This is a genomic window from Methylobacterium aerolatum, assembly GCF_022179085.1.
GTDB classification, from domain to species: Bacteria; Pseudomonadota; Alphaproteobacteria; order Rhizobiales; family Beijerinckiaceae; genus Methylobacterium; species Methylobacterium aerolatum.
Map to the genome: position 1 here is coordinate 85,668 of NZ_BPQE01000017.1, position 25,650 is coordinate 111,317.

The 25,650-nt window shown below is 69.0% G+C and carries 20 protein-coding genes and 1 pseudogene; 15 read left to right on the forward strand and 6 right to left on the reverse strand.

Annotated features, from left to right (window positions below; genetic code table 11):
- Window positions 1–3 precede the first annotated feature (3 nt).
- From MFF06_RS12320 to MFF06_RS12335, 5 genes and pseudogenes are all read left to right on the forward strand, one after another.
- Window positions 4–1,440, forward strand: a complete 1,437-nt coding sequence (locus MFF06_RS12320) for a 4Fe-4S binding protein (protein ID WP_238204165.1) — start codon at window positions 4–6, stop codon at window positions 1,438–1,440.
- 98 nt (window positions 1,441–1,538) lie between these two features.
- Entirely contained in the window at window positions 1,539–2,363 is an 825-nt protein-coding gene (locus MFF06_RS12325; RefSeq protein ID WP_238204167.1) for an FTR1 family iron permease, read from the forward strand.
- A 94-nt stretch (window positions 2,364–2,457) separates the two neighbouring features.
- On the forward strand, window positions 2,458–3,312 hold the full coding sequence (locus tag MFF06_RS12330; protein WP_238204169.1) for a glycosyltransferase family protein: 855 nt from the start codon (window positions 2,458–2,460) through the stop codon (window positions 3,310–3,312).
- Window positions 3,313–3,587: 275 nt separating this feature from the next.
- Window positions 3,588–3,713: pseudogene (locus tag MFF06_RS22800) on the forward strand (hypothetical protein); the annotation flags it as partial.
- 350 nt (window positions 3,714–4,063) lie between these two features.
- Complete coding sequence (locus tag MFF06_RS12335) at window positions 4,064–4,612, forward strand: hypothetical protein (RefSeq protein ID WP_238204171.1); 549 nt, start codon at window positions 4,064–4,066, stop codon at window positions 4,610–4,612.
- A 20-nt stretch (window positions 4,613–4,632) separates the two neighbouring features.
- On the opposite strand, the gene sseA is transcribed toward MFF06_RS12335, so the two are convergent.
- The gene (sseA, locus tag MFF06_RS12340; RefSeq protein ID WP_238204173.1) at window positions 4,633–5,475 is read right to left on the reverse strand and encodes a 3-mercaptopyruvate sulfurtransferase; all 843 of its coding nucleotides are present in this window, start codon (window positions 5,473–5,475) and stop codon (window positions 4,633–4,635) included.
- A gap of 345 nt (window positions 5,476–5,820) precedes the next feature.
- Between sseA and MFF06_RS12345 the strand changes: the two genes are divergently transcribed.
- The 3 genes from MFF06_RS12345 (at window position 5,821) to MFF06_RS12355 (ending at window position 7,639) form a co-directional block, all read left to right on the forward strand.
- Window positions 5,821–6,054: a GcrA family cell cycle regulator gene (locus MFF06_RS12345; RefSeq protein ID WP_238204175.1), complete on the forward strand. Its 234-nt coding sequence runs from the start codon at window positions 5,821–5,823 to the stop codon at window positions 6,052–6,054.
- 123 nt (window positions 6,055–6,177) lie between these two features.
- A complete protein-coding gene (locus MFF06_RS12350; RefSeq protein WP_238204177.1) occupies window positions 6,178–6,777 on the forward strand; it encodes a nitroreductase family protein in 600 nt (199 codons plus the stop codon).
- Window positions 6,778–6,826: 49 nt separating this feature from the next.
- A complete protein-coding gene (locus tag MFF06_RS12355; protein ID WP_370876529.1) occupies window positions 6,827–7,639 on the forward strand; it encodes an SHOCT domain-containing protein in 813 nt (270 codons plus the stop codon).
- A 66-nt stretch (window positions 7,640–7,705) separates the two neighbouring features.
- Here MFF06_RS12355 and MFF06_RS12360 read toward each other — a convergent pair whose 3' ends face one another.
- Window positions 7,706–8,734 (reverse strand): KpsF/GutQ family sugar-phosphate isomerase, encoded by a 1,029-nt coding sequence (locus tag MFF06_RS12360; RefSeq protein ID WP_238204179.1) that lies wholly within the window; start codon window positions 8,732–8,734, stop codon window positions 7,706–7,708.
- Between the two features lie 176 nt (window positions 8,735–8,910).
- Between MFF06_RS12360 and MFF06_RS12365 the strand changes: the two genes are divergently transcribed.
- Window positions 8,911–10,344, forward strand: coding sequence for an FAD-linked oxidase C-terminal domain-containing protein (locus MFF06_RS12365; RefSeq protein ID WP_238204181.1), 1,434 nt, complete (start codon window positions 8,911–8,913; stop codon window positions 10,342–10,344).
- A gap of 364 nt (window positions 10,345–10,708) precedes the next feature.
- Here MFF06_RS12365 and MFF06_RS12370 read toward each other — a convergent pair whose 3' ends face one another.
- From MFF06_RS12370 to MFF06_RS12385, 4 genes are all read right to left on the reverse strand, one after another.
- Window positions 10,709–11,254: a Ros/MucR family transcriptional regulator gene (locus MFF06_RS12370; RefSeq protein WP_238204183.1), complete on the reverse strand. Its 546-nt coding sequence runs from the start codon at window positions 11,252–11,254 to the stop codon at window positions 10,709–10,711.
- A gap of 418 nt (window positions 11,255–11,672) precedes the next feature.
- Window positions 11,673–12,836 carry an ABC transporter permease gene (locus MFF06_RS12375; RefSeq protein WP_370876551.1) on the reverse strand — a complete coding sequence of 388 codons (1,164 nt, stop codon included), beginning with the start codon at window positions 12,834–12,836 and terminating at the stop codon, window positions 11,673–11,675.
- A gap of 208 nt (window positions 12,837–13,044) precedes the next feature.
- Entirely contained in the window at window positions 13,045–13,524 is a 480-nt protein-coding gene (locus tag MFF06_RS12380; protein ID WP_238204187.1) for a DUF4112 domain-containing protein, read from the reverse strand.
- Between the two features lie 55 nt (window positions 13,525–13,579).
- Window positions 13,580–14,734, reverse strand: coding sequence for an aminotransferase (locus MFF06_RS12385; protein WP_238204188.1), 1,155 nt, complete (start codon window positions 14,732–14,734; stop codon window positions 13,580–13,582).
- A 326-nt stretch (window positions 14,735–15,060) separates the two neighbouring features.
- Here MFF06_RS12385 and MFF06_RS12390 point away from each other — a divergent pair, with 326 nt between their 5' ends.
- From MFF06_RS12390 to MFF06_RS12415, 6 genes are all read left to right on the forward strand, one after another.
- Complete coding sequence (locus MFF06_RS12390; RefSeq protein WP_238204190.1) at window positions 15,061–15,216, forward strand: hypothetical protein; 156 nt, start codon at window positions 15,061–15,063, stop codon at window positions 15,214–15,216.
- Window positions 15,217–15,351: 135 nt separating this feature from the next.
- The gene (locus tag MFF06_RS12395) at window positions 15,352–16,737 is read left to right on the forward strand and encodes an MdtA/MuxA family multidrug efflux RND transporter periplasmic adaptor subunit (protein WP_238204199.1); all 1,386 of its coding nucleotides are present in this window, start codon (window positions 15,352–15,354) and stop codon (window positions 16,735–16,737) included.
- 154 nt (window positions 16,738–16,891) lie between these two features.
- A complete protein-coding gene (locus tag MFF06_RS12400; RefSeq protein WP_238204201.1) occupies window positions 16,892–20,029 on the forward strand; it encodes an MdtB/MuxB family multidrug efflux RND transporter permease subunit in 3,138 nt (1,045 codons plus the stop codon).
- Window positions 20,026–20,601 (forward strand): endonuclease domain-containing protein, encoded by a 576-nt coding sequence (locus MFF06_RS12405; RefSeq protein ID WP_238204203.1) that lies wholly within the window; start codon window positions 20,026–20,028, stop codon window positions 20,599–20,601. Before MFF06_RS12400 ends, MFF06_RS12405 begins: the two co-directional genes overlap by 4 nt.
- A complete protein-coding gene (locus tag MFF06_RS12410; protein ID WP_238204205.1) occupies window positions 20,598–24,020 on the forward strand; it encodes an efflux RND transporter permease subunit in 3,423 nt (1,140 codons plus the stop codon). Before MFF06_RS12405 ends, MFF06_RS12410 begins: the two co-directional genes overlap by 4 nt.
- An 83-nt stretch (window positions 24,021–24,103) precedes the next feature.
- On the forward strand, window positions 24,104–25,597 hold the full coding sequence (locus tag MFF06_RS12415) for an efflux transporter outer membrane subunit (protein ID WP_238204467.1): 1,494 nt from the start codon (window positions 24,104–24,106) through the stop codon (window positions 25,595–25,597).
- The last annotated feature ends 53 nt before the right edge of the window (window positions 25,598–25,650 follow it).

The following is a 25,650-nucleotide window of genomic DNA, read 5'->3' on the forward strand; positions in this document are numbered from 1 at the left end:
CCCATGAGCGGAGGCTCAACCCTGGCGACCCACGCCCCCGGCCTCGAGTCGGCCCTGCCGCGCCGTTCGGCCCTCGACGTGCGGGTGGCCCGCCTGGGGGATTGGCTGCGCGCCCATGCCGGCGCCATCCGCGCGGTGCAGTGGGCCGTGGTGGCGGTCTATGCCGTGCTCGTGGCGGTCCCGGCCTTCCTGCCCCTGCCCGACAACACGCAGCACCTCTGGACCAACCTGACGCTGGCCGCGCAATTCGCCTTCTGGGGCATCTGGTGGCCCTTCGTGCTGGTGAGCATGGTCCTCGTCGGCCGGGTGTGGTGCGGGGTGTTCTGCCCCGAGGGCGCGCTCACCGAGGCCGCCAGCCGCTGGAGCCGGGGCTACGCGGTGCCCCGCTGGATCACGTGGAGCGGCTGGCCCTTCCTCGCCTTCGCCGGCACCACGGTCTACGGGCAGATGACGAGCGTCTACGGCTATCCGAAGCCGGTGCTCGCGGTGCTCGGCGGCTCGACCCTCGCGGCCATCGTCGTCGGCCTGCTCTATGGCCGCAACAAGCGGGTGTGGTGCCGCTACCTCTGCCCGGTCAACGGCGTGTTCGCCGTGCTGTCGAAGCTCGCCCCGCTGAGCTTCCAGGTGGACCGTGGGGCCTGGGCCGCCTCGCCCAAGCCCGCCCAGGGCGCGGCCAGCTTCAACTGCGCGCCCCTCGTGCCGGTGAAGACCATGCGCGGCGCCGGGGCCTGCCACATGTGCGGGCGCTGCTCCGGCCACCGGGGCGCGGTCCGCCTCGCGCTGCGCTCGCCCAACAGCGAGATCGTCCACGTCGCGGGCGATCAGCCCTCCTGGGAGCAGACGAGCCTGATCCTGTTCGGGATGCTCGGGCTCGCGGTGGGCGCGTTTCAGTGGTCGTCGAGCCCATGGTTCCTCGACATGAAGCAGGCGGCGGCGACGTGGCTGATCGAGCGTGGCACCACGTGGCCGCTGGAAGCCTCGGCGCCCTGGTTCATCCTGACGAACTACCCCGACAAGAACGACGTGATGACCCTCCTCGATGGGGCCGTCCTGCTCGCTTATATCGGCGCCGCCACGGTGATCCTGGGGCTCGGCCTCGCCGCCCTCGTGGCCCTCGCGGCCCGGATGCTCGGCCCCTTCTCGCTGCGCCGCTTCCACCACCTCACCCAGACGCTGATCCCGATCGCCGGGTGCGGCGTCTTCCTCGGCCTGTCGGCCCTCACCGTCACCTTCCTGCGGGGGGACGGGTTCGTGGTGCCCTACGTCGCCGAGATCCGCGGCGCCCTCCTCGGCGGGGCCGCCCTGTGGAGCGCGTGGCTCGCGTGGCGGGTCGCCGGGCTCTCGGCGGGGGGGCTTCGCCGGGCGCTCGCCTGTGCCTGCATCGCCTGCGCGGCGGCGGTCTCCGTCGCCAACTGGGTGCTGCTGTTCTGGATCTGGTAGCGCGGGTTCCGCGCGACCGACGTCATCGACCGCCTGTTCCCCGCGCACGGCCGTGTCCGCTCCGCGCGGGGATGTTCTGAATTCGGGAAGACCGCAACATGATCGGTGCCTTCGTCATCGCCTTCCGCGAGGTCATCGAGGCGGGCCTCATCATCTCCATCGTCCTCGCGGCGACGCGGGGCATCCCCGGCCGGATGCGATGGGTGCTGCTGGGCGTGGCCGGTGGGCTGGCGGGGGCGACCGTGGTCGCCCTCTTCGCGGAGAGGATCTCCGACGCCTTCGAGGGCAGCGGGCAGGATATCCTCAACGCGGCGGTGCTGATCGTCGCGGTGCTGCTGCTGATCTGGCACAACACCTGGATGAGCAAGCACGGCCGCGAACTCGCGGGCGAGTTGAAGGCCGCCGGGGAGGCCGTGCGCAGCGGCCAGCGGGAGGCCGCCGCCCTCTCCATCGTCGTGGGCGCCGCGATCCTGCGGGAGGGCGCGGAGCTGGTGCTGTTCCTCTACGGCCTCGTCGCCTCGGGCACGTCGGGGGCCGACATCCAGTTCGGTGCCATGGCGGGCGTCGGCGCGGGCGTGCTCCTTTCGGCCGTGAGCTATCTCGGCCTCGCCTCGATCCCCTCGCGCTACGTCTTCAGCGTCACGAGCGTGCTGATCACTTTCCTGGCGGCGGGCCTCGCCGCGCAGGCGGCGCAGTTCCTGGCCAATGCGGGCGTCATCGACGTGCTTGGCCGGACCGTGTGGAACAGCTCCGCCCTGATCGCGGAATCCTCCTGGCCGGGCCGGGTGCTGCACGCCCTGGTCGGCTACACCGACCGCCCCACGGCTTTGCAACTCACGGTCTACGTCGGCACCGTCGTGGTGATGGTGGCCCTGATGCAGTGGGTCGCCGCCGACAAGCGGCGCGCTGTGCGGACGGCGTAAGCGGTCGTCCGACGGGATCCAGGGTCCTCTTGCCTTTCGAGCAGGCTTGTTTGCAAAATTATTGCAGGCAATTCGGCCTCGAAGGCACTAAGGCGTGGCAAAAATATTTGTCGGCATCGTTATTTATGAAAATTCAATATTTCAGATCGAGCGATTGATTAGATCAATCGCTTATCAGTCTGATTGTAATGACAGCGTAACGATCCAATTCCGAGCGAATGATTCGCGGGATTACACCGAAAGTTTAAATGCGATCGCGAAAAATATCAAAAGTTGCAATAATATACAGATCGCTTCACCGATTTCCGGGAAAAATATCGGTTTTGGCGCGGCGCACAACAATCTCGCCAGCATCGCCCTCTCTGCCGGGGCGGACCTCTATCTGGGGCTGAATCCGGACGGAATGCTCCATCATCGTGCGATCCACGAGTTGTTGCTAGCCTGGTCGGCCGCACCGTCCGACACACTTTTGGAGCTGCGACAGTTCCCTGAGGAGCATCCCAAGGTCTACGACTGTGTGACTGGAGAGACCGCGTGGTGCTCCGGTGCAGCCTTCGCGATGGCGCCGAACCGCTTCATCGATCTGGGAGGCTTCGACGAACGTCTCTTCATGTATTGCGAGGATGTCGATTTGTCCTGGCGGGTTCGGGCCTCCGGCGGGCATTGCCGCGTCGCGTATAGCTCCTTGTTCCTGCACGATCTTTCCGACGGCCGCACCTCCACCAAGACCAGGATCCAGATGCTCCGGAGCGGACGTTTTCTGGGATGGAAATGGAGGATCGGAGAGCTGGAGCGGTCCTGCGACGAACAGATGCGGACTCTGGGATTTCATGATCCGACGGCCTCGGACCTGTCTGACGAGACGTGGCGTGTCGGATACGAGCGGTCCGTTATCGACAGGGTCTGCAAGCATCGTTCGGCATTCGATTTTTCGGTCATGAGGTGGTGAGAGCCATGAGCGGGGACCTGAATGCCGTCACGGTGCTTACGCGCTTTCACACTATCCAAAGACTTGATCTCCTCGACGAGGCCCTGTTCTCCCTGCTTGGACAGAATGGTGTCCATGTCCGCTCCCGCATCCTGTGCCAGAGCCTTGAGGAGGGTGAGTTCGCGCGCGTCGTTGCGATGTGCCAAGTCTATGAAAAGCTTGGCTTGGATGTTTCGGCGACGAACGAGCACTTCGACGACGATGCCGATCATCGCTCCGAATTGCTCAATCGCGGCATGGCGCGCCTCGAGACGCGATATCTCGCGTTTCTCGATTGCGACGACGTGGTGTACCCATCCTGCTACATCCGTCTGATCGAGCGGATCGAAGCGACCGGTTCAGCGCTAGCTTTCACAGGTGTCAAAATTTGTGAATATTTCCGAGAATCCAAGAACGTATTTGCAAAGTCGAAATATTTAGGATTCGGTAATGCGCCGAAGGCCCAATTTTTTATTCAGAATCAGTATCCGATCCACTCATTTGTTGTCGATGTGTCGCGCGTCGATCCGGTGGATCTCTATTTTGATACGGACGCCGCGAGGAATGAAGATTACGCCTTTTTATTCAGGCTTCTCAGAAAATATCAATTCGACACAAACGAGTTTAATAGGCCAAACTGCGAGTACCGGCTAAATATTGATGGGGACAATACGGTTTCAGTCTTCGATGTCGCTAGCGACTCGAGTAAAAACGGCGTGACGCAGAAAAATATATGGATCGCGTCCGGTCGGAGCAACCCATCGCGATCGACTTCGAGGATCTCGCGGATCTCATCTCGTATCACGCGAATCTTTCCGCGCAGGAAGCGCAGACAAAGCTTGCCGAGGAAGAGGGCCGAATCGCGCAATACGCCCTGGTTCGCCGGATTGCGTCACCGGAAAACGGACGGCTGAAGTATCATCTTGACCGCATCATCAAGCGCGCCGACGGCGATTATATCGTCGATGGCTGGTGTGCCGGTGGACCGCATCGTCCGCTGGCGCTCGTCGTCTTCAACGCCTTCAAGGATCCTTCCGGCTTCCGTGCAAGCTTCAACGGGCGAGAGGATGTAGCCCGGATGCTGAAGAGCGACGAGCTGAATTTCGGCTTCTCCGTACCGGTGAAGGGCGCTGCAAGCATCGGCCTCATCGCTCTCTGCTCGGACGGAAACATCTATCAGTCCGACACCATCTCCCTCATCGACGACCCGCGGGCGCCTACGCCGCGTCCCGGCCTGCGGACCTCGCTCGGACGGACACTCCGCCGTCATTTACCAGTGTGAGGCAGGGGCTCGCGCCGCTCTCACCCCCTCTCCACCGGCCGGTCCGTGTCCGCGCCCCATTCCGCCCACGAGCCGTCGTAGAGGCTCCGCGCGGGATGGCCCATCGTCTCCAGGGCGAGGGAAATGATCGCCGCCGTTACGCCCGATCCGCAGGTGGTGACGACCGGGCGGCGGGGATCGACGCCCGCCGCGGCGAAGACCTCCGCCAACTCCTCCGGGCTCTTCAGGCGGCCGTCCCGCTGGAGCGCGGCGTAGTGCAGGTTCTTCGCCCCCGGCATGTGGCCAGGGCGCACGCCGGGGCGGGGCTCCTCCTCCTCGCCGCGGAAGCGGGGACCGGAACGGGCATCGACCACCTGCGTGCTCTCGCCCGCCAGGGCGCGGGCGACGTCGTCGGCATCCGCCACCGCCCCACGGTCGAGGCGCGCGGTGAAGTGGCGCCGCTCCCTCGTCCTCCCCTCGCCCTCCTCGGTCGGGTAGCCCGCCGCCACCCAGGCGGGCAGGCCACCGTCGAGGACGAGGGCGTCGCGCATCCCGAAGGTCTTCAGCATCCACCAGACGCGGGGGGCCGAGAACAGGCCCATGCCGTCGTAGACCACGACCTGCTGCCCGTCGCCGACGCCGAGCGCGCGCATCCGCGAGGCGAAGACCTCCGGCCGGGGCATCATGTGCGGCAGCGGGGACTCCGTGTCGCTCATCGCGTCGAGGTCGAACCGGATCGCCCCGGGGATGTGCGCCGCGCGGTATTCCGCCTCCGGCTCGCGCTTGGCGGCGGGCAGGTACCACGAGGCGTCGAGCACCACGATGTCCGGCGCCGAGAGGCGTTCGTGGAGCCAGGCGGGGGTGACGAGGGGCGAGTGCGCCATGATCCGATCCGTGTGAAGCCGCGCGCAGCAAATCACAGGGCGCCGCGCAATGCACGGGGGCAATGCCGAAGCGGCGACGGCGAGGGCAGCCCGGCCCATGGACCGGTCAGCTACGCATTTGCCACGTTGGTCAATTGCGCTGGGCGCAACCCGTACTTGTTTTCACGGCGCTGCACCCCAGCTACGACAGAACCATGACATCCCCGCGCCGGCGTGATTCCGGCCTCGTACGGTCTTCACCGGCCAGCGTCGCCTCCGCGTCGCCCAGTGTCGCTTTACGGTTTCGGGATATTCCTCACTCGTAGCCAACGGGGAGCCTGCGCGGCGACCTTCGGAATCCGACCCATGAACCAACTCGTCCGCATGTCGCAGGTCGGCGAAGCCGAGAGCATCAAGGAGCCCTCGCCCGAGTTCCGCGTGCCCTTCGCCCAGTCCGGCGCCTTCGTCTGCAAGTACATCATCGGTGAGCCGAGCGATCAGGCGATCTGCTGCGGCGCGCCCGTGTCCGACGGCAAGAGCTGGTGCGCCTTCCACCGCCGCATCGTCTTCGAGCCCGCCCGGCCCGGCCGCATCCGCTGAGCGCCGCGCGCGGGTTCCTGCCAAGGGCCCGTCGCACCGTTGCCAGCCCGTGCCGCGCCGCAGCATGATCGCGGGGCGCCCGGCCGCACCGAATCGGCGGCGGTCGCGAAGGAGATCGAGACGGTGACGTTGTCCAACCCCCGCAAAGCCGACCACGCGATCGATCCGCTCTTCCTCGAGCGGCACTCCCCCCGCGCCTTCACCGGCGAGGCCGTGCCGGAGGCGGAGCTGATGCGCATGATCGAGGCGGCGCGCTGGTCGCCCTCCGGCTACAATTCCCAGCCCTGGCGCTTCCTCTACGCCCTGAGGGACGACGCCCATTGGCAGACGTTCTTCGATCTGCTGGTGCCCGGCAACCAGAAGTGGGTGTCCGGTACCGGCGCGATCCTCTTCCTCGTCTCCAACGCGCGGATGCGGGTGGGTGACGAGCTGAAGCCCTCCTACAGCCACTCCTTCGATACCGGCGCCGCGTCCCTCGCCTTCCAGCTCCAGGCCGTCCGGCAAGGGTGGCATGCCCACGGCATGACCGGTTTCGACCATGCCCGGGCGCCCGAGGTGCTGCGCCTGCCGGAGCACCATCGGATCGAGGCCGCCTTCGCGGTGGGCCGCAAGGTGGCCGAGGCCGACCTCACCGAGGAGCAGCGCCCCAAGGAGACGCCGAACGGCCGCCGGCCGATCACCGATTTCGTGATCGCCGGGCCGTTCTCGCCGCAGGCGGAGTGAACCCGCCCGCGCCGCTTTTCCGTTCCACCCGCCCCGTCGGAGTGCCGCGATGATGCCGTTCGGTGAAACCGGAACGAGGGACGACGGCGAGGGGCCGGACGAAGCCTCCGGCTTGCAGAAGGTCGCCGAGCGGCACGAGGTGAGCCTGGAGGCGGTGCGACACGTCCTCCGGGCCCTGGAGCGCGGCTACGGCCGTATGGCGCAGTTCGATCACCCCGATCTCGGCGGGATGGGCCAGTGGAGTGCGGGCGGCATGACGATGGTCGGCCGCATGTTCGATGACGGGCTGCGCGCCCGGGTCGCCGCCCTGTGCACCGAGCTGGCGGCGCGCCTGCCGGCGGAGGGCTTTTCCGCTCCGGGCCACTCCGGCGGCGTCGAACCCTGGTGGCCGGGCGACCTCGGCCGCCCGTCCTCGACGGGGTCGCAGAACGGGATGCGCTACGCCTACTTCCCCGAGAGCCGCCGCCTCGCCATCGAGGAGGGCTCCGGCGTCTCGGTGTACGACACGGGCGATCACGCGATCTCCGGCGTTTCGCAGGCGAACGGCCTCCTGACCTTCACGGGGTCGGCGGGCGCCGTCGCCCTCGACCGCCTGCGGCGCGTCGAGGGTGGGGCCACCCCGTCCCCGGAGCCGGCCCGCGCCGCGCCGGCGGATCCGGCTCACGGTGCGCCGCCTCAAGCCGCGCCGGTGAAGGCCTTCGTCCCTCCGCCCGTGGCGCCGCCGAAGCCTTCGCACGCCCCGTCCCATGGGGCCGACGACGTGCTCACGACGATCGAGCGCTTGGCCGACCTGCACAAGCGCGGCGTGCTGACGGATCAGGAGTTTCAGGCCAAGAAAGCCGAGTTGCTGGCGCGGCTCTGAGCGCGCCACACCGCTGTCGTTGCGCGCGCAACGACAGCGTCGTCTCAGCGCGAACGGAGTGCCGCCTCAGGCGATCCCGGCCCGCAGCAGGTCGTGGACGTGGAGGATGCCGACCGGCTTGCCGTCCTGCACGGCGAAGACCGCCGTGATCAGCTTGCGGTTCATCAGCTCCAGGGCGGCGCTGGCGAACTTGTGCGGCTCCACGGTGATCGGGTCGCGGGTCATGACCCGGTGGACCGGCAGGTCGAGGATCTGCGGGCCCATGTGGCGGCGAAGGTCGCCGTCGGTGACGATGCCGACAAGGCGCCCGTCCGGGCCGGTGACGCCGACGCAGCCGTAGCGGCGGGCGGCCATCTCGATCAGCACCCCGGACATCAGCGCGTCCTCGGTCACGAGGGGCATCTCCGCGCCGCCGTGCATGAGGTGCTGCACGGTCTTCAGGCGGGCGGCCAGCGTCCCGCCGGGGTGGAGAGTGTGGAAGCGGGCGGAGGTGAAGCCCCGCCGCTCCAGCAGCGTCACCGCCAGGGCGTCGCCGAGGGCGAGCTGAATCAGGCTGGAGGAGGTCGGCGCGAGGTCGTGCGGGCAGGATTCGCGCACGCGGGGCAGTTCCAGCACCACGTCGGCGGCCTTGCCGAGCGTGCTCGCGGCGTTGCGCGTCACGCCGATCAGCGGAATGGAGTGGCGGCGGGAGAAGCCCACGAGGTCGGAGAGTTCCGCCGTCTCGCCCGACCAGGACAGGGCGAGGATCACGTCGTCCGGGGCGATCATGCCGAGGTCGCCGTGGCTCGCCTCGGTCGGGTGGACGAAGAAGGCATGGGTGCCGGTGGAGGCGAGCGTCGCCGCGAGCTTGCGCCCCACATGGCCGCTCTTGCCGATGCCGCTGACGATCACCCGGCCCTCGACCCCGAGGATCACGTCCACCGCCCGCTCGAAGGCGGTGCCCAGGGGCCCGTCGAAGGCGGCGATCACCTCCTGCAGGGCGCTGACGCCGAGGTTCAGGCTGCGCAGGCCGAGGTGCCGCACCGCGTCCGCGCGGGGGGCGATGGCCGGGGCGAAGGTCTCGTCGAGGAGGGCGGGCGCGGCCGAGGGGGTCATGGCGTTCCGTATCGCATCGGGGCGCTCTCCGGCGTCACGCACGATTGCCCCGTTGCCTGCGACGCTTAAGAGCGGGCCGTGGCCGGATTATGACCCGGTTCCCACCGTTGCCCCGCCCCCCGGACGGGGTGCATGATGGCGCCACGCCCGATCACCTCGCGCACCGAGGGACACCCATGACGATCCGCTTTCCCGATCCCGATCCCAAGATCCTCGCCCGCCGGGACGAGATCCTCGCCGGCCTCGCGCCCCTCGTGGCGGAGGAGGCGCTGATCGTCTCCGAGGACGAGCGCCGGGCCTTCGAGACGGACGGACTCACCGCCTACCGGCAGATGCCGCTCGCCGTCGTGCTGCCCTCCACCACCGAGGAGGTGTCGAAGGTCATGGCCTATTGCCACGCCCAGGGCGTGCGGGTGGTGCCGCGCGGCGCCGGCACGTCGCTGGCCGGCGGGGCGATCGCGCAGGGGGATGCGATCATCCTCGGCACCGCCAAGATGACGAAGATCCTCGACATCGACTTCGCCGACCGTGTGGCGCGGGTGCAGAGCGGCATCACCAACCTCGCCATCTCCGGCGCGGTGGCCCACGAGGGCTTCTTCTACGCGCCCGATCCGTCGAGTCAGCTCGCCTGCACCATCGCCGGCAATATCGCCATGAATTCCGGCGGCGCGCACTGCCTGAAATACGGCGTGACCACCAACAATCTGCTGGGCGTCACCCTGGTGATGAACGACGGGACCGTGGTCGAGCTCGGCGGCGACCACCTCGACGCGGCGGGCTACGACCTCCTCGGCCTCGTCTGCGGCTCGGAGGGCCAGCTTGGCATCGTCACCGAGGCGACGGTGCGCATCCTTCGGGCCGCCGAGGGGGCGCGGCCGGTGCTCGTCGGCTTCTCGAAGGTCGAGGATGCGGGCGATTGCGTCGCCGCGATCATCGCCGCCGGCATCATCCCCGTGGCGATCGAGTACATGGACCGCAACGCCATCCTCATCACCGAGGACTTCGCCAAGGCCGGCTATCCCCGCGACGCCGAGGCGATGCTGATCATCGAGGTCGAGGGCTCGCAGGCCGAGTGCGACGCCATGCTCGCCCGGATCGAGGCGATCGCCAAGGACTTCCGGCCGACCAGCATCCGCGTCTCGCGCTCCGAGGCGGAATCCGCCGCCATCTGGAAGGGCCGCAAATCCGCCTTCGGCGCCACCGGCCGCATCTCCGACTACATCTGCATGGACGGCACCATCCCCACCGGCCAGCTCGGGCCGGTGCTGGAGCGGATCGAGGCGATCTGCGCCGGCCACGGCCTTCGCGTCGCCAACGTCTTCCACGCGGGCGACGGCAACCTGCACCCGCTGATCCTGTTCGACATCAACACGCCCGGCGAGTTGCAGAAGGCGGAGGCTGCGGGCGACGAGATCCTCAAGCTCTGCGTCGAGGTCGGCGGCTGCCTCACCGGCGAGCACGGCGTCGGCATCGAGAAGCGCGACCTCATGCGCTTCCAGTACAATCAGGAGGATCTGGAGCAGCAGATGCGGGTAAAGGGCGTGTTCGATCCGGACTGGATGCTCAATCCCGCCAAGGTCTTCCCGCTGGACGGGCGGATCGCCGCCTGAGACGCGGCGGGATCCGCCCGCCACTTCAACCTCGAATTGTCTTCGCTGCGCCGGACCGGCCACGGTCCGAGTGGCACGCGACCCCCCCGCGATCCGCGCGGCAGAGGGGCTCCACTGTCGCACGAGAAGACGGGATCCGGTCCGCCATCGCCCCGGCGGGGCAGGCGGACGGATGATCGGTTCCGGTCCCGGCGAGCCTGCGGCGCCGGTCGCCATGGTGCGACCGGCGGGTTCTGCTTGCCTGAGCGGGGGGGCGGCGGCTGTTCGACTGCGAAAGACTGTTCCGCTGTCGGCGGGCGGCGGGAAAGCCTTCGCCTGATCTGGCGGTCGGCGGCCGGGGCTGACCCCGGCGTCCGCCGTCGTCTTACTCGGCGTCCGCCGTCTTGCGGCTGGAGCGGCCCTTGGCGGCGGAGGCGTCGGCCTTCCGGCGACCACCACGGGGGGCCGGAGCCTCGTCGTCCTCGACGTCGTCGATCGCGTCCGCGCCGGTTCCCGTGCGGCCCGGCTGACCGAGGCCCAGGCTCTTGGCGAGGGCGGAGCGCTGCGCGGAGTAGTTGGCGGAGGTCGTGGGATAGTCGGCGGGCAGGCCGTAGCGCTCACGGTAGGTGTGCGGATCCAGGCCGTGCTTCGTCAGGTGCCGCTTCAGGGTCTTGTACGACTTGCCGTCGATGAAGCTAATCAGGCCATCGGGGCGGATCGACTTGCGGATCTGCGCCGGCGAGGGCTTGTCGAAGGCTTCCGCGGTCTGGGCGACCGGGCCGGTGCCGACCCGGTTCAGGGCCTCGTGCACGCTGGCGATCAGCGCCGGAAGCTCGGTGATGGGCACCGAGTTGTTGGACACATAAGCCGCGACCACGTCGACGGTCCGTTCAATATATTCCAGTTGCGATGTCGGCGCGGTTTCAGACATCCAAGGTCCCTCGTTGCTTTCTTGTCAAAATGGCCCCTCGACGCGGAGTTATGGGTCTGAGGGAAAAATGCAAGGTGTTTTCTATTAATGTGAGATGGTCGGCTGATAGTTTACACACCGTTCATTGCCGCAACGGTGTCCCATCATAATGCCCGAAGGATCAGGGACGATATTTCCGTTTCCACGAGGAGGCGAATGCTCGCGCAGGATCGGATAAGGTTTTCCTTGAGAACTGAGACTGTTACCATTGCCGGATGCCGACACGCACAATGGTATCCGAAGCGTAAAATCCACTACAAGTTGCAACGTTGTGCTGGACAATCGCGCGCAACCGGATTGACCCCAGCGCGGGCCGCCGGCTGCGTCAATTCGGCTCGATTCGACGCGCGATCGTGACCGGCCGGCGCGCCTCGCGGCGTCAGGCGAAGGTCTTGCGGGGGTCGAAGGCGTCGCGCACGGCCTCGCCCGCGAAGACGAGGAGGCTCAGCATCGCGGCGATGACCACGAAGCCCGTGAGCCCGAGCCACGGCGCCGTCAGGTTGTCCTTCCCCTGGGCCAGCAACTCACCGAGGGAGGGCGAGCCGGGAGGCAGGCCGAAGCCGAGGAAGTCCAGGGAGGTGAGCGTGGTGATCGAGCCGTTGAGGATGAAGGGCAGGAAGGTCAGCGTCGCCACCATGGCGTTCGGCAGCAGATGGACCCGCATGATCCGGAAGTTCGAGAGGCCGAGCGCCCGGGCGGCGCGGACGTATTCGAAGTTCCGGGCGCGCAGGAACTCCGCCCGAACGACGCTGACCAGGGCGACCCACGAGAACAGCAGCATGATCCCGAGCAGCACGAAGAAGCCGGGGGCGATGAAGGCCGAGATGATGATGATCAGGTACAGGGTCGGGATGCCGCCCCAGACCTCGATGAAGCGCTGGAACGCGAGGTCCACCCAGCCGCCGAAATAGCCCTGCACGGCACCCGCGACGACGCCGATGGCGGAGGAGACCGCCGCCAGGATCAGCCCGAACAGCACGGAGATGCGGAAGCCGTAGATCACCCGCGCCAGCACGTCGCGCGTGGTGTTGTCGGTGCCGAGCCAGTGCCACGGAATGTCGGCGCAGCCCTTGCCGCCCAGCCGCTCGGCCACGGGCTGGCATTGGGCGTCGGTGAGCATCCAGGTCGGCGGGGACGGGGAGGGGGTCGGCAGGTTCTCGTTGATCGTGTCGTAGGAGAAGGGGATCGGCGGCCAGATCGCCCAGCCGTTCTCCGCGATCTCCTTGCGGATCTCCGGCGAGCGGTAATCCGTGACGGCGAGGAAGCCTCCGAACTTCTCCTCGGGGTAATCGACCAGCACCGGCACCAGCCATTCGCCCTTGTAGGAGACGAGGAGCGGCCGGTCGTTGGCGATGAACTCGGCGAAGAGGCTGACGACGAAGAGAAGGGCGAAGACCGCGAAGGACCAGTAGCCCAGCCGGTTGGCCCGGAAGTTGGCGAGCCGCCGCCGGTTGAGCGGCGACAGGCCGCCGCGGATGACCGGCGCTCCCGGCGGCACCGGCTCCGGCCCCGGCGAGGGCCGCTCGTCCGGGCGCAGCGGCATCGGCTGCGCCCCGGGCAGAGGCGTGGCGACGGTGGTGCCGTGCAGTGGCGGGGAGGCCTCGTTCATACCCTGGGACTTGCCGGGGCCGCGGTCGAAGTCAAGGGATCCCACAGGGCGAGCCCTTTGGCGGGGTCCAGGGGTAACGCCCCTGAGGATGCAGGGCTCGACCCTGCATCCGCCAGAGGGGTCGCCCTCCGGACACCCGCATTCACCCGGAGATGCGGGTGGCGGTGCCCTCGATCTCGGTGGGGCGGACGCTGCCGCTGCGCTCCAGCCAGCGGCGGAGCAGGCGGACATTGCGGCGGTTCGCCTTGAAGGCGGCGTCGAAGATGTCGCCCGCCAGCGGTACCGCGCCGACGAGGCCGTCGAAGGCAACGTTGAGCGCCATGCGGCCGATCAGCCAGCGTGGGGCTCCGAGGCGGCGCGCCTCGTAGACGATGAAGGACGAGATCACCATGCCGGCCACGTCTCCGATCACCGGCACGAGGCCGATCAGCGCGTCGAAGCCCACCCGCCGGTTGATGCCGGGGATGACGAAGGCGGTGTCCATCAGGTGCGCCAGCGTTTCGAGGCGCGCGAGGCTAGCCTCGCGGCCGAGGTCGAGGGCCGCGAAGGCCGCGTCGGCCGGACGGGGGCCGGCCTTGTGCGGGAAATCCCGCGGGGGAAAGGTCTCGAAGGTCATCGTCATGGACGACGATGTGGCCGCGCCCCTGGTTCCCCGCAAGGACCCCACAAACCCGGTTTCACGCGGCCTGCCGCGCGACCCCGGCCATCCGGTCGAGGGCCGCATCCAGGGTGCCGTCGGCCTTGGCGAAGCACAGGCGGACGAGGTGACGCATCCCTCCGTCCGGATAGAAGGCGCTCACCGGAATCGCCGCGACGCCGTGGCGGGTCACCAGCGCCTCGCAGAAGGCGACGTCGTCGGTGGCCCCGAGGGGCCGGATGTCGATGTTGAGGAACCACGTCGCCGCCGCGGGCAGCACTGTGAAGCCTCGCACGGCCAGCCCGGCGGCCAGCCGGTCGCGGGAGCGGGCATAGCCGGCGCGCATCGCCTCGAACCACGCTTCGTCCTTGGCGAGCCCGGAGGCCACGGCCGCCTGGAGGTTCGGCGGGGTGGTGAAGGTGAGGAACTGATGCGCCTTGGCGAGGACCCGCATCAGCCGGGCCTCGGCGGTGACGAAGCCGACCTTCCAGCCGGTCAGCGAGAAAATCTTGCCCGCCGAGCCGATCTTCACCGTGCGCTCGCGCATCCCGGGGAAGGCCATCAACGGTAGGTGCCGGGCGCCGTCGAACACCACGTGCTCCCACACCTCATCGCACAGGGCGATCACCTCGTGGCGGCAGCAGAACCGGGCGAGGAGGGCGAGGTCGTCCCGGCCGAACAGCGTCGCGCTCGGGTTGAGCGGATTGTTGAGGAGGACGAGCTTCGTCCGGTCGGAGAAGGCTTGGGCCAGCGCCGCCTCGTCCAGGCGGAAGGCGGGGGGCGCGAGGTTGACGATCCGCGGTACGCCGCCCGCCCGCCGCACCAGCGGCAGGTAGGCATCGTACATGGGCGCGAACAGCACCACCTCGTCGCCGGGTTCGATCAGCGCCAGCAGGGCGCCGGCCAGCGCCTCCGTGGCGCCCGAGGTCACCATCACCTCCGTGTCGGGGTCGAGGGCGAGGCCCTGATGGCGGGCGTAATGCGCGGCGATCGCGTGGCGCAGCGCCGGCAGGCCCATCATCGGCGGGTACTGGTTCGGCCCGTCCACGAGCGCGCGTGCCGCAGCCTCGCGGACGTCGGCGGGGCCGGGATCGTCGGGGAAGCCCTGGCCGAGATTGATCGCGCCGTGCGCCTGCGCGAGGCGCGACATCGTCTCGAAGACGGTGGTGGGGAGGGCGTCGAAGACCGGGTTCATGCCGGCACGCGTCGGGGGCTCACGAGCATCGGCGGCGTCTAGCACGAACGGGGAAAGCGACGGAATGTGCGGTCGCGCACAGTCCCGCGCCGCCGGCCGGGCCGAACGACTGACGATTGTTGACATTCATCACACGGGGAATAGGTTCGACCCATGGCCGGGACGCAGAACGCGGTTGGCGGGGCTCTGCCCCCTCGCTCCGCCCACGGCGTTCGCAGTCTCGGTCAAAGGTGAGGGCCACCGGCTGAAGAAGCCGGTGGCCCTTTCCCTGTCCGGCGGCTAGAGCGGCGTCCCATGCCCGGGAGACCCGGGGGAGGTCCGTTACCGTGACGCGCGCCGTGCTCCTCGCCGCCCTCTTCGCCGGTCTCGGCCTCGCGCTCCGGGTGGCCAATCCGCCGCTGCCGACGGATGAGGCGTTTCGCGACGTCCTGCGTTTCTACGGCGCCGAGGTCAGCAATACCCGCGAAACGTCCTCGCCCTAGAGGTGGCTCAATGGAAGCCTAGCTCTTTGGGCTTCGATCTTCGCCGCTGAGGGCGGCGCGGAATGAGGGACGGTCCACCGTCGTCGCGGCGTCGCTGCGGATGGGCGGAATGACCGGGATGTGCTTGAGTCTGGCATGAACGAGAGTTCGCCGATCCGAACCGACACCGCTCGCGCCTACGAGCCGGGGCCCGCCCCGTCTCCGGTGCGCACACGGCGTCGCTTCCGCCCGATTCGCTGGCTGATCCTGCTGGTCGCCCTCGCGGCGGTGGGCGCCGTGGCGCATCGCTGGTACGACGCCCGCAGCCAGAAGTCCGAGCAGCAGGCGGCCGGCCCCGGCGGCGGCCGCCACGGCGGCAAGCGCGGCGGGTTCGACATGCCCCAGGCGGTGGGCATCGCCACCGTCACGACCGGCGACATGCCGGTGGTGCTCCAGGGCCTCGGCACCGTGACGCCCTTGGCCACGGTCACGGTGAAGTCGCAGATCAGCGGCTACCTCACCGAGATCAAGTTCCGCGAGGGCCAGATGGTCAAGGCGGGCGATCCCCTCGTGCAGATCGACTCCCGCCCCTACGAGGCGCTGCTCGCCCAGTACCAGGGGCAGCTCGCCCGGGATCAGGCGCTGCTCCAGAACTCGAAGCTCGACCTCCAGCGCTACCAGACCCTGAACCGCCAGGATTCGATTTCGAAGCAGAACGTCGACACGCAGGCGGCCCTGGTGAAGCAGAACGAGGGGACCGTCGCCGCCGACCAGGCGCTGGTCGACCAGCAGAAGCTTAACATCGCCTACACCCGCATCACCTCGCCGGTGGACGGCCGGGTCGGCCTGCGTCAGGTGGACCAGGGCAACTACATCTCCGCCGCCTCCACGGCGATCGTGGTGGTGACGCAGCTGCACCCGATCTCGGTGGTGTTCACCCTGCCGGAGGACGACGTCGCCCGGGTCATGCGCCGGGTGCGGGCGGGGGCGAGCCTCGCGGTGAAGGCCTACGACCGGGGCGACGCCCACGAGATCGCCACCGGCAAGCTCGACACGGTGGACAACCAGATCGACACGACCACCGGCACGGTGAAGCTCCGCGCCCTGTTCGACAACGGCGACGAGGAGTTGTTTCCGAACCAGTTCGTCAACGCCAAGCTCACCGTCGACACGATCAGGGGCGCGACCCTGGTGCCGAACGGCGGCATCCTCCACGGCAGCCCCGGCGCCTACGTCTACCTGATGGACGGGGACGAGAAGGTTTCGGTCCGGCCGATCAAGACCGGCGAGACGGACGGCACCAGCACGGTGGTGCTCTCGGGCCTCAACCCCGGCGACCGGGTGGTGACGGACGGGACCGACCGGCTGAAGGACGGCGCCAAGGTGCGCGTCACGGAAGGGGCGCAGGCCGCCAACGCGGACGGCAAGGCGGCCCAGGCCGCGAGCCCCTCCGGACCCGGCTCCGAGGCGGCGGGCAAGGACGCGGCTCCCGAAGGCGCTTCGCAGCAGGGCGGGCGCAGGCGGCACCGGCAGTCGCAGTGATGGGCGGGTTTGGAACGCTCCATCAGCGCTCCCCGTCATTGCGAGCGGCAGCGAAGCAATCCTGGGCAGCACGCCGTTCGGTGATGTCCCGCGTCCCTGGATTGCTTCGCTTCGCTCGCAATGACGAGCTGGGGCCAGCGCGGGCGCGCCACCCATGAACCCCTCCCGTCTCTTCATCCTTCGCCCGGTCGCCACCACGCTCCTGATGCTGGCGATCCTGATCGTCGGCGGGGTGTCGTACCTGAACCTGCCGGTTTCGGCCCTGCCGTCGGTCGATTACCCGACGATCCAGATCCAGACCTTCTATCCGGGCGCCTCGCCGGAGGTGATGACCTCCTCGGTCACGGCGCCGCTGGAGCGGCAGTTCGGCCAGCTCGCCAACCTCAACCAGATGACCTCGCAATCCTCGGCGGGCGCCTCGGTCATCACCCTCCAGTTCAACCTGAACCTCCCCCTCGACATCGCCGAGCAGCAGGTCCAGGCCGCGATCAACGCGGCGGGCAACCTGCTGCCGTCCGACCTTCCGGCGCCCCCGGTCTACGCCAAGGTGAACCCCGCCGACGCGCCCGTGCTCACGCTGGCGCTCACCTCCAAGACCCTGCCGCTGACGCAGGTGCGCGACCTGTCCGAGACGCGCCTCGCCCAGAAGATCAGCCAGGTGGCGGGCGTCGGCCTCGTCAGCATCTCCGGCGGCCAGCGCCCGGCCGTGCGGGTGCGGTTCAACTCCCGCCAGCTCGCGGCCTACGGCCTCAACATCGACGACCTGCGCACGACGATCACCAACCTGAACGTCAACACGCCCAAGGGCACGATCGACGGGCCGAAGCAGTCCTACGCGATCAACGCCAACGACCAGATCCGCGACCCGAAGGCCTACGACCAGGCGATCATCGCCTACCGCAACGGCGCCCCCGTGCGCCTGTCCGACGTCGCGGACGTGGTGGACGCGCCCGAGAACACCAAGCTCGGCGCCTGGGCCGACGAGACGCCCGCCGTCATCCTCAACATCCAGCGCCAGCCGGGGGCGAACGTCATCGCCACCGTGGACAAGATCAAGCAATTGCTGCCGCAGTTGCAGGCGAGCCTGCCCCAGGCGGTGAGCGTCGTCCCGCTCACCGATCGCACCACCACCATCCGCGCCTCGGTGGAGGACGTGCAATTCGAACTCGGCCTCGCCATCGCGCTCGTCGTGCTCGTGATCTTCCTGTTCCTGCGCAGCCTCTCGGCGACGCTGATCCCGAGCCTGTCGGTGCCGCTCTCGCTGATCGGCGCCCTCTCGGTGATGGACCTCTACGGCTTCTCCCTCGACAACCTGTCCCTGATGGCGCTCACCATCGCCACGGGCTTCGTGGTGGACGACGCCATCGTAGTGATCGAGAACATCGCCCGCCACGTCGAGGACGGGGATTCACCCCTGGAGGCGGCCCTGAAGGGCTCCCGCGAGATCGGCTTCACCATCATCTCGCTCACCGTCTCGCTGATCGCGGTGCTGATCCCCTTGCTGTTCATGGGCGACGTGGTCGGCCGCCTGTTCCACGAATTCGCGATCACGCTCGCCGCCACCATCGTCATCTCGGCCGTGGTGTCGCTGACCCTGGTGCCGATGCTCTGCGCCCGGCTGCTGAAGCACGTCCCCGAGGCGGCACGCGGCGCGCGCCGGGAGGGGCCGCTGTCGCGGATGGGCCGCCGGGCCATCGAGGGCACGATCGAGGCCTACGGCCGGGCGCTGAACGTGGTGCTCGACCACCAGGGCCTGACGCTCCTCGTGACCCTCGGCACCGTGGCGCTCACCGCCTACCTGTTCGTCGTCATTCCGAAGGGGTTCTTCCCCGTGCAAGATACGGGGGTGATCCAGGGCATCACCCAGGCCGACCAGTCGGTCTCCTACGGGGCCATGGCCGAGCGGCAGCAGCGGCTCGCCGCGATCATCGTGAAGGACCCGGACGTGGCGAGCCTGTCCTCCTTCATCGGAGTCGACGGCCAGAACGTCACGCTGAATTCCGGCCGGATGCTCATCAACCTCAAGCCCCGGGCCGAGCGCACGGCCACGGCGAGCGAGATCATCCGGCGGATCGGCGCCGCGACCGCCTCCGAGCCGGGCATCCGGCTCTACATGCAGCCGGTCCAGGACCTGACCATCGACACCGCCGTCTCGGCGACGCAGTACCAGGTGATCCTGGAAAGCCCGAACCTCGAGGATTTCGAGACCTGGGTGCCGCGCTTCACGGCGGCGCTCGCCGCCTCTCCGGCGGTGGCCGACGTGACGAGCGACCACCAGGGCCAGGGGCTCGCCGCCTACGTCACCATCGACCGGCCGACGGCGGGCCGCTACGGCATCACGCCCGCCACCATCGACAACGCCCTCTACGACGCCTTCGGCCAGCGCATCATCTCGACGATCTTCACCCAGTCCAACCAGTACCGGGTGATCCTCGAAGCGGACCCCGACCTGCACAGGACGCTGGAGAGCCTGAACGGCATCTACCTGCCCTCCTCCACGGCGACGAACGGGCAGGTGCCGCTGGCCTCCGTCGCCCGGGTGACGGAGAGGCGGGCGCCGCTGCTCATCTCCCACCTCGGCCAGTTCCCGGCCACCACCGTGTCCTTCAACCTCGCCCCCGGCGCAGCCTTGGGCCAGGCGGTGGAGGCGATCGACGCCGCCAAGGCCGCGATCAACCTGCCGCCGTCGTTCCGGGTGGTGCCGCAGGGCTCGGTCTTCGCCTTCCAGTCGGCGCTGGGGAACGAGCTGTTCCTGGTGATGGCCGCCATCGTGACGGTCTACATCGTGCTCGGCGTGCTCTACGAGAGCTTCATCCACCCCATCACGATCCTCTCGACCCTGCCCTCGGCCGGGATCGGGGCGCTGCTCGGGCTGATGCTGTTCGGGCTGTCGCTGGACATCATCGCGATCATCGGCATCGTGCTGCTCATCGGCATCGTGAAGAAGAACGCGATCATGATGATCGACTTCGCGCTCCAGGCCGAGCGCGAGGACGGCATGGCGCCGCGCGAGGCGATCTTCCAGGCGTGCCTGCTCCGCTTCCGGCCGATCCTGATGACGACGCTGGCCGCCCTGTTCGCGGCGGTGCCGCTGATCGTCGGCACGGGGGTGGGCTCGGAACTGCGCCAGCCGCTCGGCATCTGCATCGCGGGAGGCCTGATCGTCAGTCAAGTGCTGACCCTGTTCACCACCCCGGTCATCTACCTCGCCTTCGACCGCCTGGAGCGCCGCCTCGCCGGGCGGGGGCGGGGGCGGGGGCGTGGGCTTGAGGGTGGGGAGGTGGTGCGGTGAGGGAGCACCACGCCCTCCCTCCCCCCTCTGCGGGGGAGGGTGGCCCCCGAAGGGGGGCGGGAGAGGGGAACCCGGTTTCCGGACCTGGCTCTGCCCGTCCTGCCGGACGCCGCTTCGAGCCCGTTTCGCCACGCCTGCGCGATTTTGCAAAGGCCCAGCGCCGGGAACGGACGAAGGCGGAAGATCTGTTCTGGCAGCAGGTCCGCGCCGGGCGGTTTCACGGGTTAAAGTTCCGCCGGCAGGCCCCGATCCCGCCGTTCATCGCGGATTTCCTGTGTCCCTCCGCGCGTCTGATCGTCGAACTCGACGGTGAGCCCCATGAGACGGAGGAGCGCCGTCGGCGTGATGCCAAGCGTGATGCGTGGCTGAAGGCTCAAGGGTTCGAAGTCCTGCGCTTTCCCAACGAGCAAGTGCTGATGAACCTCGGCGCTGTGCTCGATAGGGTCGGGAAGGCCGTCGATGCGCGGCTCGGCCGCGATCCTTCCGGCACCGTCGCTCCCCTCTCCCGACCCCTGCTGACGCAAGGGCCACCCTCCCCCGCAGAGGGGGGAGGGAAGGGAGGTCGCGTGTGAACATCTCGGCCCCCTTCATCCGCCGCCCCATCGCGACGACGCTGCTCACCATCGGCGTGCTGCTGGCCGGGATCTTCGCGTTCCTGCGGTTGCCGGTGGCGCCGCTGCCGCAGATCGACTTTCCGGTCATCCTCGTCCAGGCGCAGATGGCCGGGGCGTCGCCTGAGACCATGGCGCAGACGGTGGCCGCGCCGTTGGAGCGGCGGCTCGGCGTCATCGCCGACGTCAACGAGATGACGTCCACGAGTTCGCTCGGCACGGTGCGCATCGTCCTGCTGTTCGGCCTGAACCGCGACATCGACGGCGCCGCCCGCGACGTGCAGGCGGCGATCAATGCCGCCCGGGCCGACCTGCCCACCGCGCTCCGCCAGAACCCGACCTACCGGAAGTTCAACCCCGCCGAGACGCCGATCATCATCCTCGGCATGACCTCGGACACCCTGACCCGGGGGCAGGTCTACGATTCCGCCGCGACCGTGGTGCAGCAGAAGCTGTCGCAGCTGCCGGGCGTGGGCAACGTGGACGTCGGCGGCTCGTCCCTGCCGGCGGTGCGGGTGGAGCTCGATCCGACGGCCCTGTTCAACTACGGCATCGGCCTGGAGGGCATCCGCGCGGCGCTCGCCTCGGCCAACGCCAACTCGCCCAAGGGCGAGATCGACGTCGGGCCCCGGCGCTACCAGCTCTACGCCAACGACCAGGGCCGCAAGGCCGCCGACTACAAGGACATCGTGGTCGCCTACCGCAACGGCGCGGCGGTGAAGCTCACCGATGTCGGCCAAGTGCTCGACGGGGTGGAGGACAAGCGCAACCTCGGCATCGTCAACGGCAAGCCCGGCGTGCTGCTGTTCGTCTACAAGCAGCCCGGCGCCAACGTCATCGACACGATCAACGGGGTGAAGGCCGCCCTGCCGCAGATCACGGCGGCGCTGCCCGGCGGCATCGACATCAAGCTCACGGGCGACCGCAGCCGCACCATCCGCGCCTCGCTCGCGGCCACGGAGGAGACGCTCCTCGTCGCGGTGGGCCTCGTGATCCTCGTGGTCTACGGCTTCCTGCGCTCGGGCCGGGCGACGCTCATCCCCGCCGTGGCGGTGCCGATCTCCATCGTCGGCACCTTCTCGGTGATGTACCTCCTGAACTACTCCCTCAACATCCTGTCGCTGATGGCGCTCATCATCGGCACGGGCTTCGTGGTGGACGACGCCATCGTCGTGCTGGAGAACATCCAGCGCCATGTGGAGGAGGGCAAACCCCGGCTCCAGGCGGCGCTGATCGGCGCGCGGGAGGTGGGTTTCACCGTCATCTCCATGAGCCTGTCGCTCATCGCGGTGTTCCTGCCGATCCTGCTGATGGGCGGCCTCGTCGGGCGCATCTTCCAGGAATTCGCCGTCACCCTGTCGCTGGCGATCCTGATCTCGCTGGTCCTGTCGCTCACCACCACGCCGATGATGTGCGCGCGGCTCCTCAAGCGCGAGGGGCATGGCGCGGGCGGCGAGGCGAAGCGGCGCAACATCCTGGTGCGCGCCCTGGAGGGCGGGTTCGAGGCGATGCTCTCGGCCTATGCCCGCACGCTGGACATCGCCCTGCGCCACCCGCGCCTCGTGCTCCTGAGCCTCCTCGCGACGGTGGGGCTCAACGTCTACCTCTACATCATCGTACCCAAGGGCTTCTTCCCCGAGCAGGACACGGGGCAGATGATGGGCGGCATCCAGGCCGACCAGCGCATCTCCTTCCAGTCCATGGAGAAGAAGCTGACCGAGGCGACGCGGATCGTCGGCGCCGACCCGGCGGTGGAGAGCGTCGTCGGCTTCACCGGCGGGCGGGGGACCAACTCGGCCAACGTCTTCATCGGCCTCAAGCCCCTCGGGCAGCGGGATTCGATGAGCACGGTGACGGGCCGCCTGCGGCCGAAGCTCGCCCGGGTCGCCGGGGCGCGGCTCTACGTCTTCCCCCGGCAGGACCTGCAGATGGGCGGGCGCCAGAGCTTCGCGCAGTATCAATACACCTTGCAGGGCGACACCCCGGAGGAGCTGAACGCCGCCGCGCCGAAGCTGCTCGCGGCCCTGCAGAAGGACCCGACCTTCGCCGACGTCACCTCCGACCAGCAGGACGGGGGCCTGGAGAGCCGCATCGTCATCGACCGGGCGACGGCCTTCCGCTACGGCATCACCCCCGACAAGATCGACCAGACCCTCTACGACGCCTTCGGCCAGCGGCAGGTCTCGACCATCTACAACCCGCTCAACCAGTACCACGTCGTGATGGAGATCGCGCCGCGCTACCTGGAGACGCCGGAGACGATCAAGCGGATCTTCGTCTCGACCTCCGGGGGCAACGCCAAGGGCTCGGCCACCACCAACGCCGTGGCCGGGACGGTCTCGGCGGGCGGGACGGTCAACACCAACGCCGCCGCCGGCGGCACCGCCACGGCGGGCGCCGCCTCGGGGTCCGGCGCCGTCGGGAGCGGCACGGCGGGAGCGCTCGCGGCGGCCACCGCCGCCACCTCCACCGCCAGCACGGATGCCAGCGCGAACGCGGCGGCCATCGCCTCGGATTCCGCCCGCAACGCCTCCTCCAACGCGCTGGCCGCCTCCAAGGGCGGCGCCTCGTCGAGCGCGCCGGTCTCGTCGGCCAAGGAGACGATGGTTCCGCTTTCGGCCTTCGCCCGGTTCGAGACGGGCAGCGCCCCGGTGCAGATCAGCCACCAGGGCCTGTTCGTGGCCACCACGATCTCGTTCAACCTCGCCCCCGGCAAGAGCCTGTCCGACGCCACGGCGGCCATCGAGAAGGCCATGTCGGACCTGCGCTTGCCCGCGAGCGTCCACGGAGAGTATGCCGGCGCGGCCAAGAACTACGTGGCCTCCGCGTCGCGCCAGCCCCTCCTGATCCTCGCCGCGATCCTGGCGGTCTACGCGGTGCTCGGGATCCTCTACGAGAGCTTCGTGCACCCCCTCACCATCCTCTCGACCCTGCCGTCGGCCGGCGTCGGCGCGGTGCTCGCGCTCCTCGTCACGGGCACGGAGTTCACCATCATCGCCCTCATCGCCGTGTTCCTGCTCATCGGCATCGTGAAGAAGAACGCGATCATGATGGTCGACGTCGCCATCGACGCGCAGCGCACCCGCGCCGCGAATCCGGTGGATGCGATCCGCGAGGCCTGTCTCCTGCGCTTCCGGCCGATCATGATGACGACGCTCGCGGCCCTGCTCGGCGCCGTCCCGCTCATCGTCTCGACGGGGGAGGGGGCGGAGCTGCGCCAGCCGCTGGGCATCGCCATCGCCGGCGGCCTGATCGTGAGCCAGATCCTGACCCTCTACACCACCCCCGTCGTGTACCTCTCCCTCGACCGCCTGCGCCAACGGTGGCAGGCGCGCCGCGACCGGCGCGGGGGCGCCGTGGCGCTGCCGGCGGGCGAGTGATGCGGGTGGACATTTTGGACACGTTGATCGGTGCCGCCGCATCCCCCTCTCCCCGCTCGCGGGGAGAGGGGGATGCGTCCCGCCTGCCCGCCATCCTCTCCATCCTCGCCGTCGCCGCCACCCTCACCGGCTGCGTCGTCGGCCCCGACTATTCCCGTCCCTCGGTGGAAACGCCGCTCGCCTACAAGCAGGGCGGCGTGCGCGAGGACAGCCCCGGCTACGTCGCCGCCCGGAAGAAGGGCTGGCGCGAGGCGCGGCCCGCCGACGACGTCGAGCGGGGCGATTGGTGGCGGGTCTTCCGCGATCCGGCCCTCGACCGGCTGATCCGCCTCGTGGATGTGGACAACCAGTCGCTGCGGCAGGCGGTGGCGAACTATCGCCAGGCCCGCGCCCTGGTCGCCTCGGCGCAGGCGGCGCTCTATCCCACCGTGATCGGCGCGCCCTCGATCACCCGGGCCCGCACCGGCGGGGCCGAGCGGACCAGTATCTCCCTCCAGGGGCAGGCGAGCTGGGAGCTCGACCTGTTCGGCGGCACCCGCCGCAACATCGAGAGCGAGACGGCGCTCGCCCAATCGGACGCCGCGACCATCGCCCTGACCCGGCTCGCGATCCAGGCCGAGGTGGCGGCCAACTACTTCTCCGTGCGCTACGCCGACTCCCTTCAGAAGGTGCTCGACGAGAACGTCGAGAACTTCCGCAAGACCCTGAAGATCACCGAGAACCAGTACGCCGCCGGCGTCGCCGCGCGCTCCGACGTGATCACCGCGCAGACGCAGGTGGACACGATCCAGGCGCAGGCCATCTCCGTGCGCCTCACCCGCGTCCAGTTCGTGAACGCCCTCGCGACGCTGATCGGGCGCCCGCCCTCCGAGGTGGCCATCGCCATGGGCGGGCTGGCCCGGACCCCGCCGCAGGTGCCTGTCGGGATCCCCGCCGACCTGCTGGAGCGGCGGCCCGACATCGCCCAGGCCGAACGCCTCGTGCAGGCGCAGAGCGAGCGGATCGGCGTCGCGGTGGCGGCCTTCTTCCCCACCGTGACCATCTCGGCCTCCGGCGGCCTCTCCGGCCTCACGCGCAACGGCATCCTGTCGCCGCTCAACCAGGTCTGGGCGGTGACGGCGGCGGGCAGCGAGGTGCTGTTCGACGGCGGCGCCCGGATCGCGGCCGTGCGGGCGACCCAGGCCGCCTACGACGCAGCGGTGGCCAACTACCGGCAGGTGGTGCTGGCCGCCTTCGCGGAGGTCGAGACCCAGATGGCCGCCCAGCGCATCCTGCGCGAACAGCAGGGCGCCCAGGACGCCGCCGTGGCCTCGTCCCGCCGGGCCGTCGAGATCACCCTCAACGAGTACCGGGCCGGCACGCAGAACTTCACCACGGTGGTGACCGCCCAAGGCCTGCTCGTGAACAACGAGGTCGCCGCGCTCCAGGTGCTCCTGAACCGCTACACCGCCGCCATCACCCTGATCCGCGGCCTCGGCGGCGGCTGGGACGCCCGCTCCCTGCCGAGCGACTCCGAACTGAAGGGCCCGAGCCTGCCGATCGACACCCAGGGCCAGGCGGCGCGCCCCGACGAGTAGGGGCCGGGATCTGCGGCGGCGCGGACCTTGCGATGACGACGCGGTGATCGCCG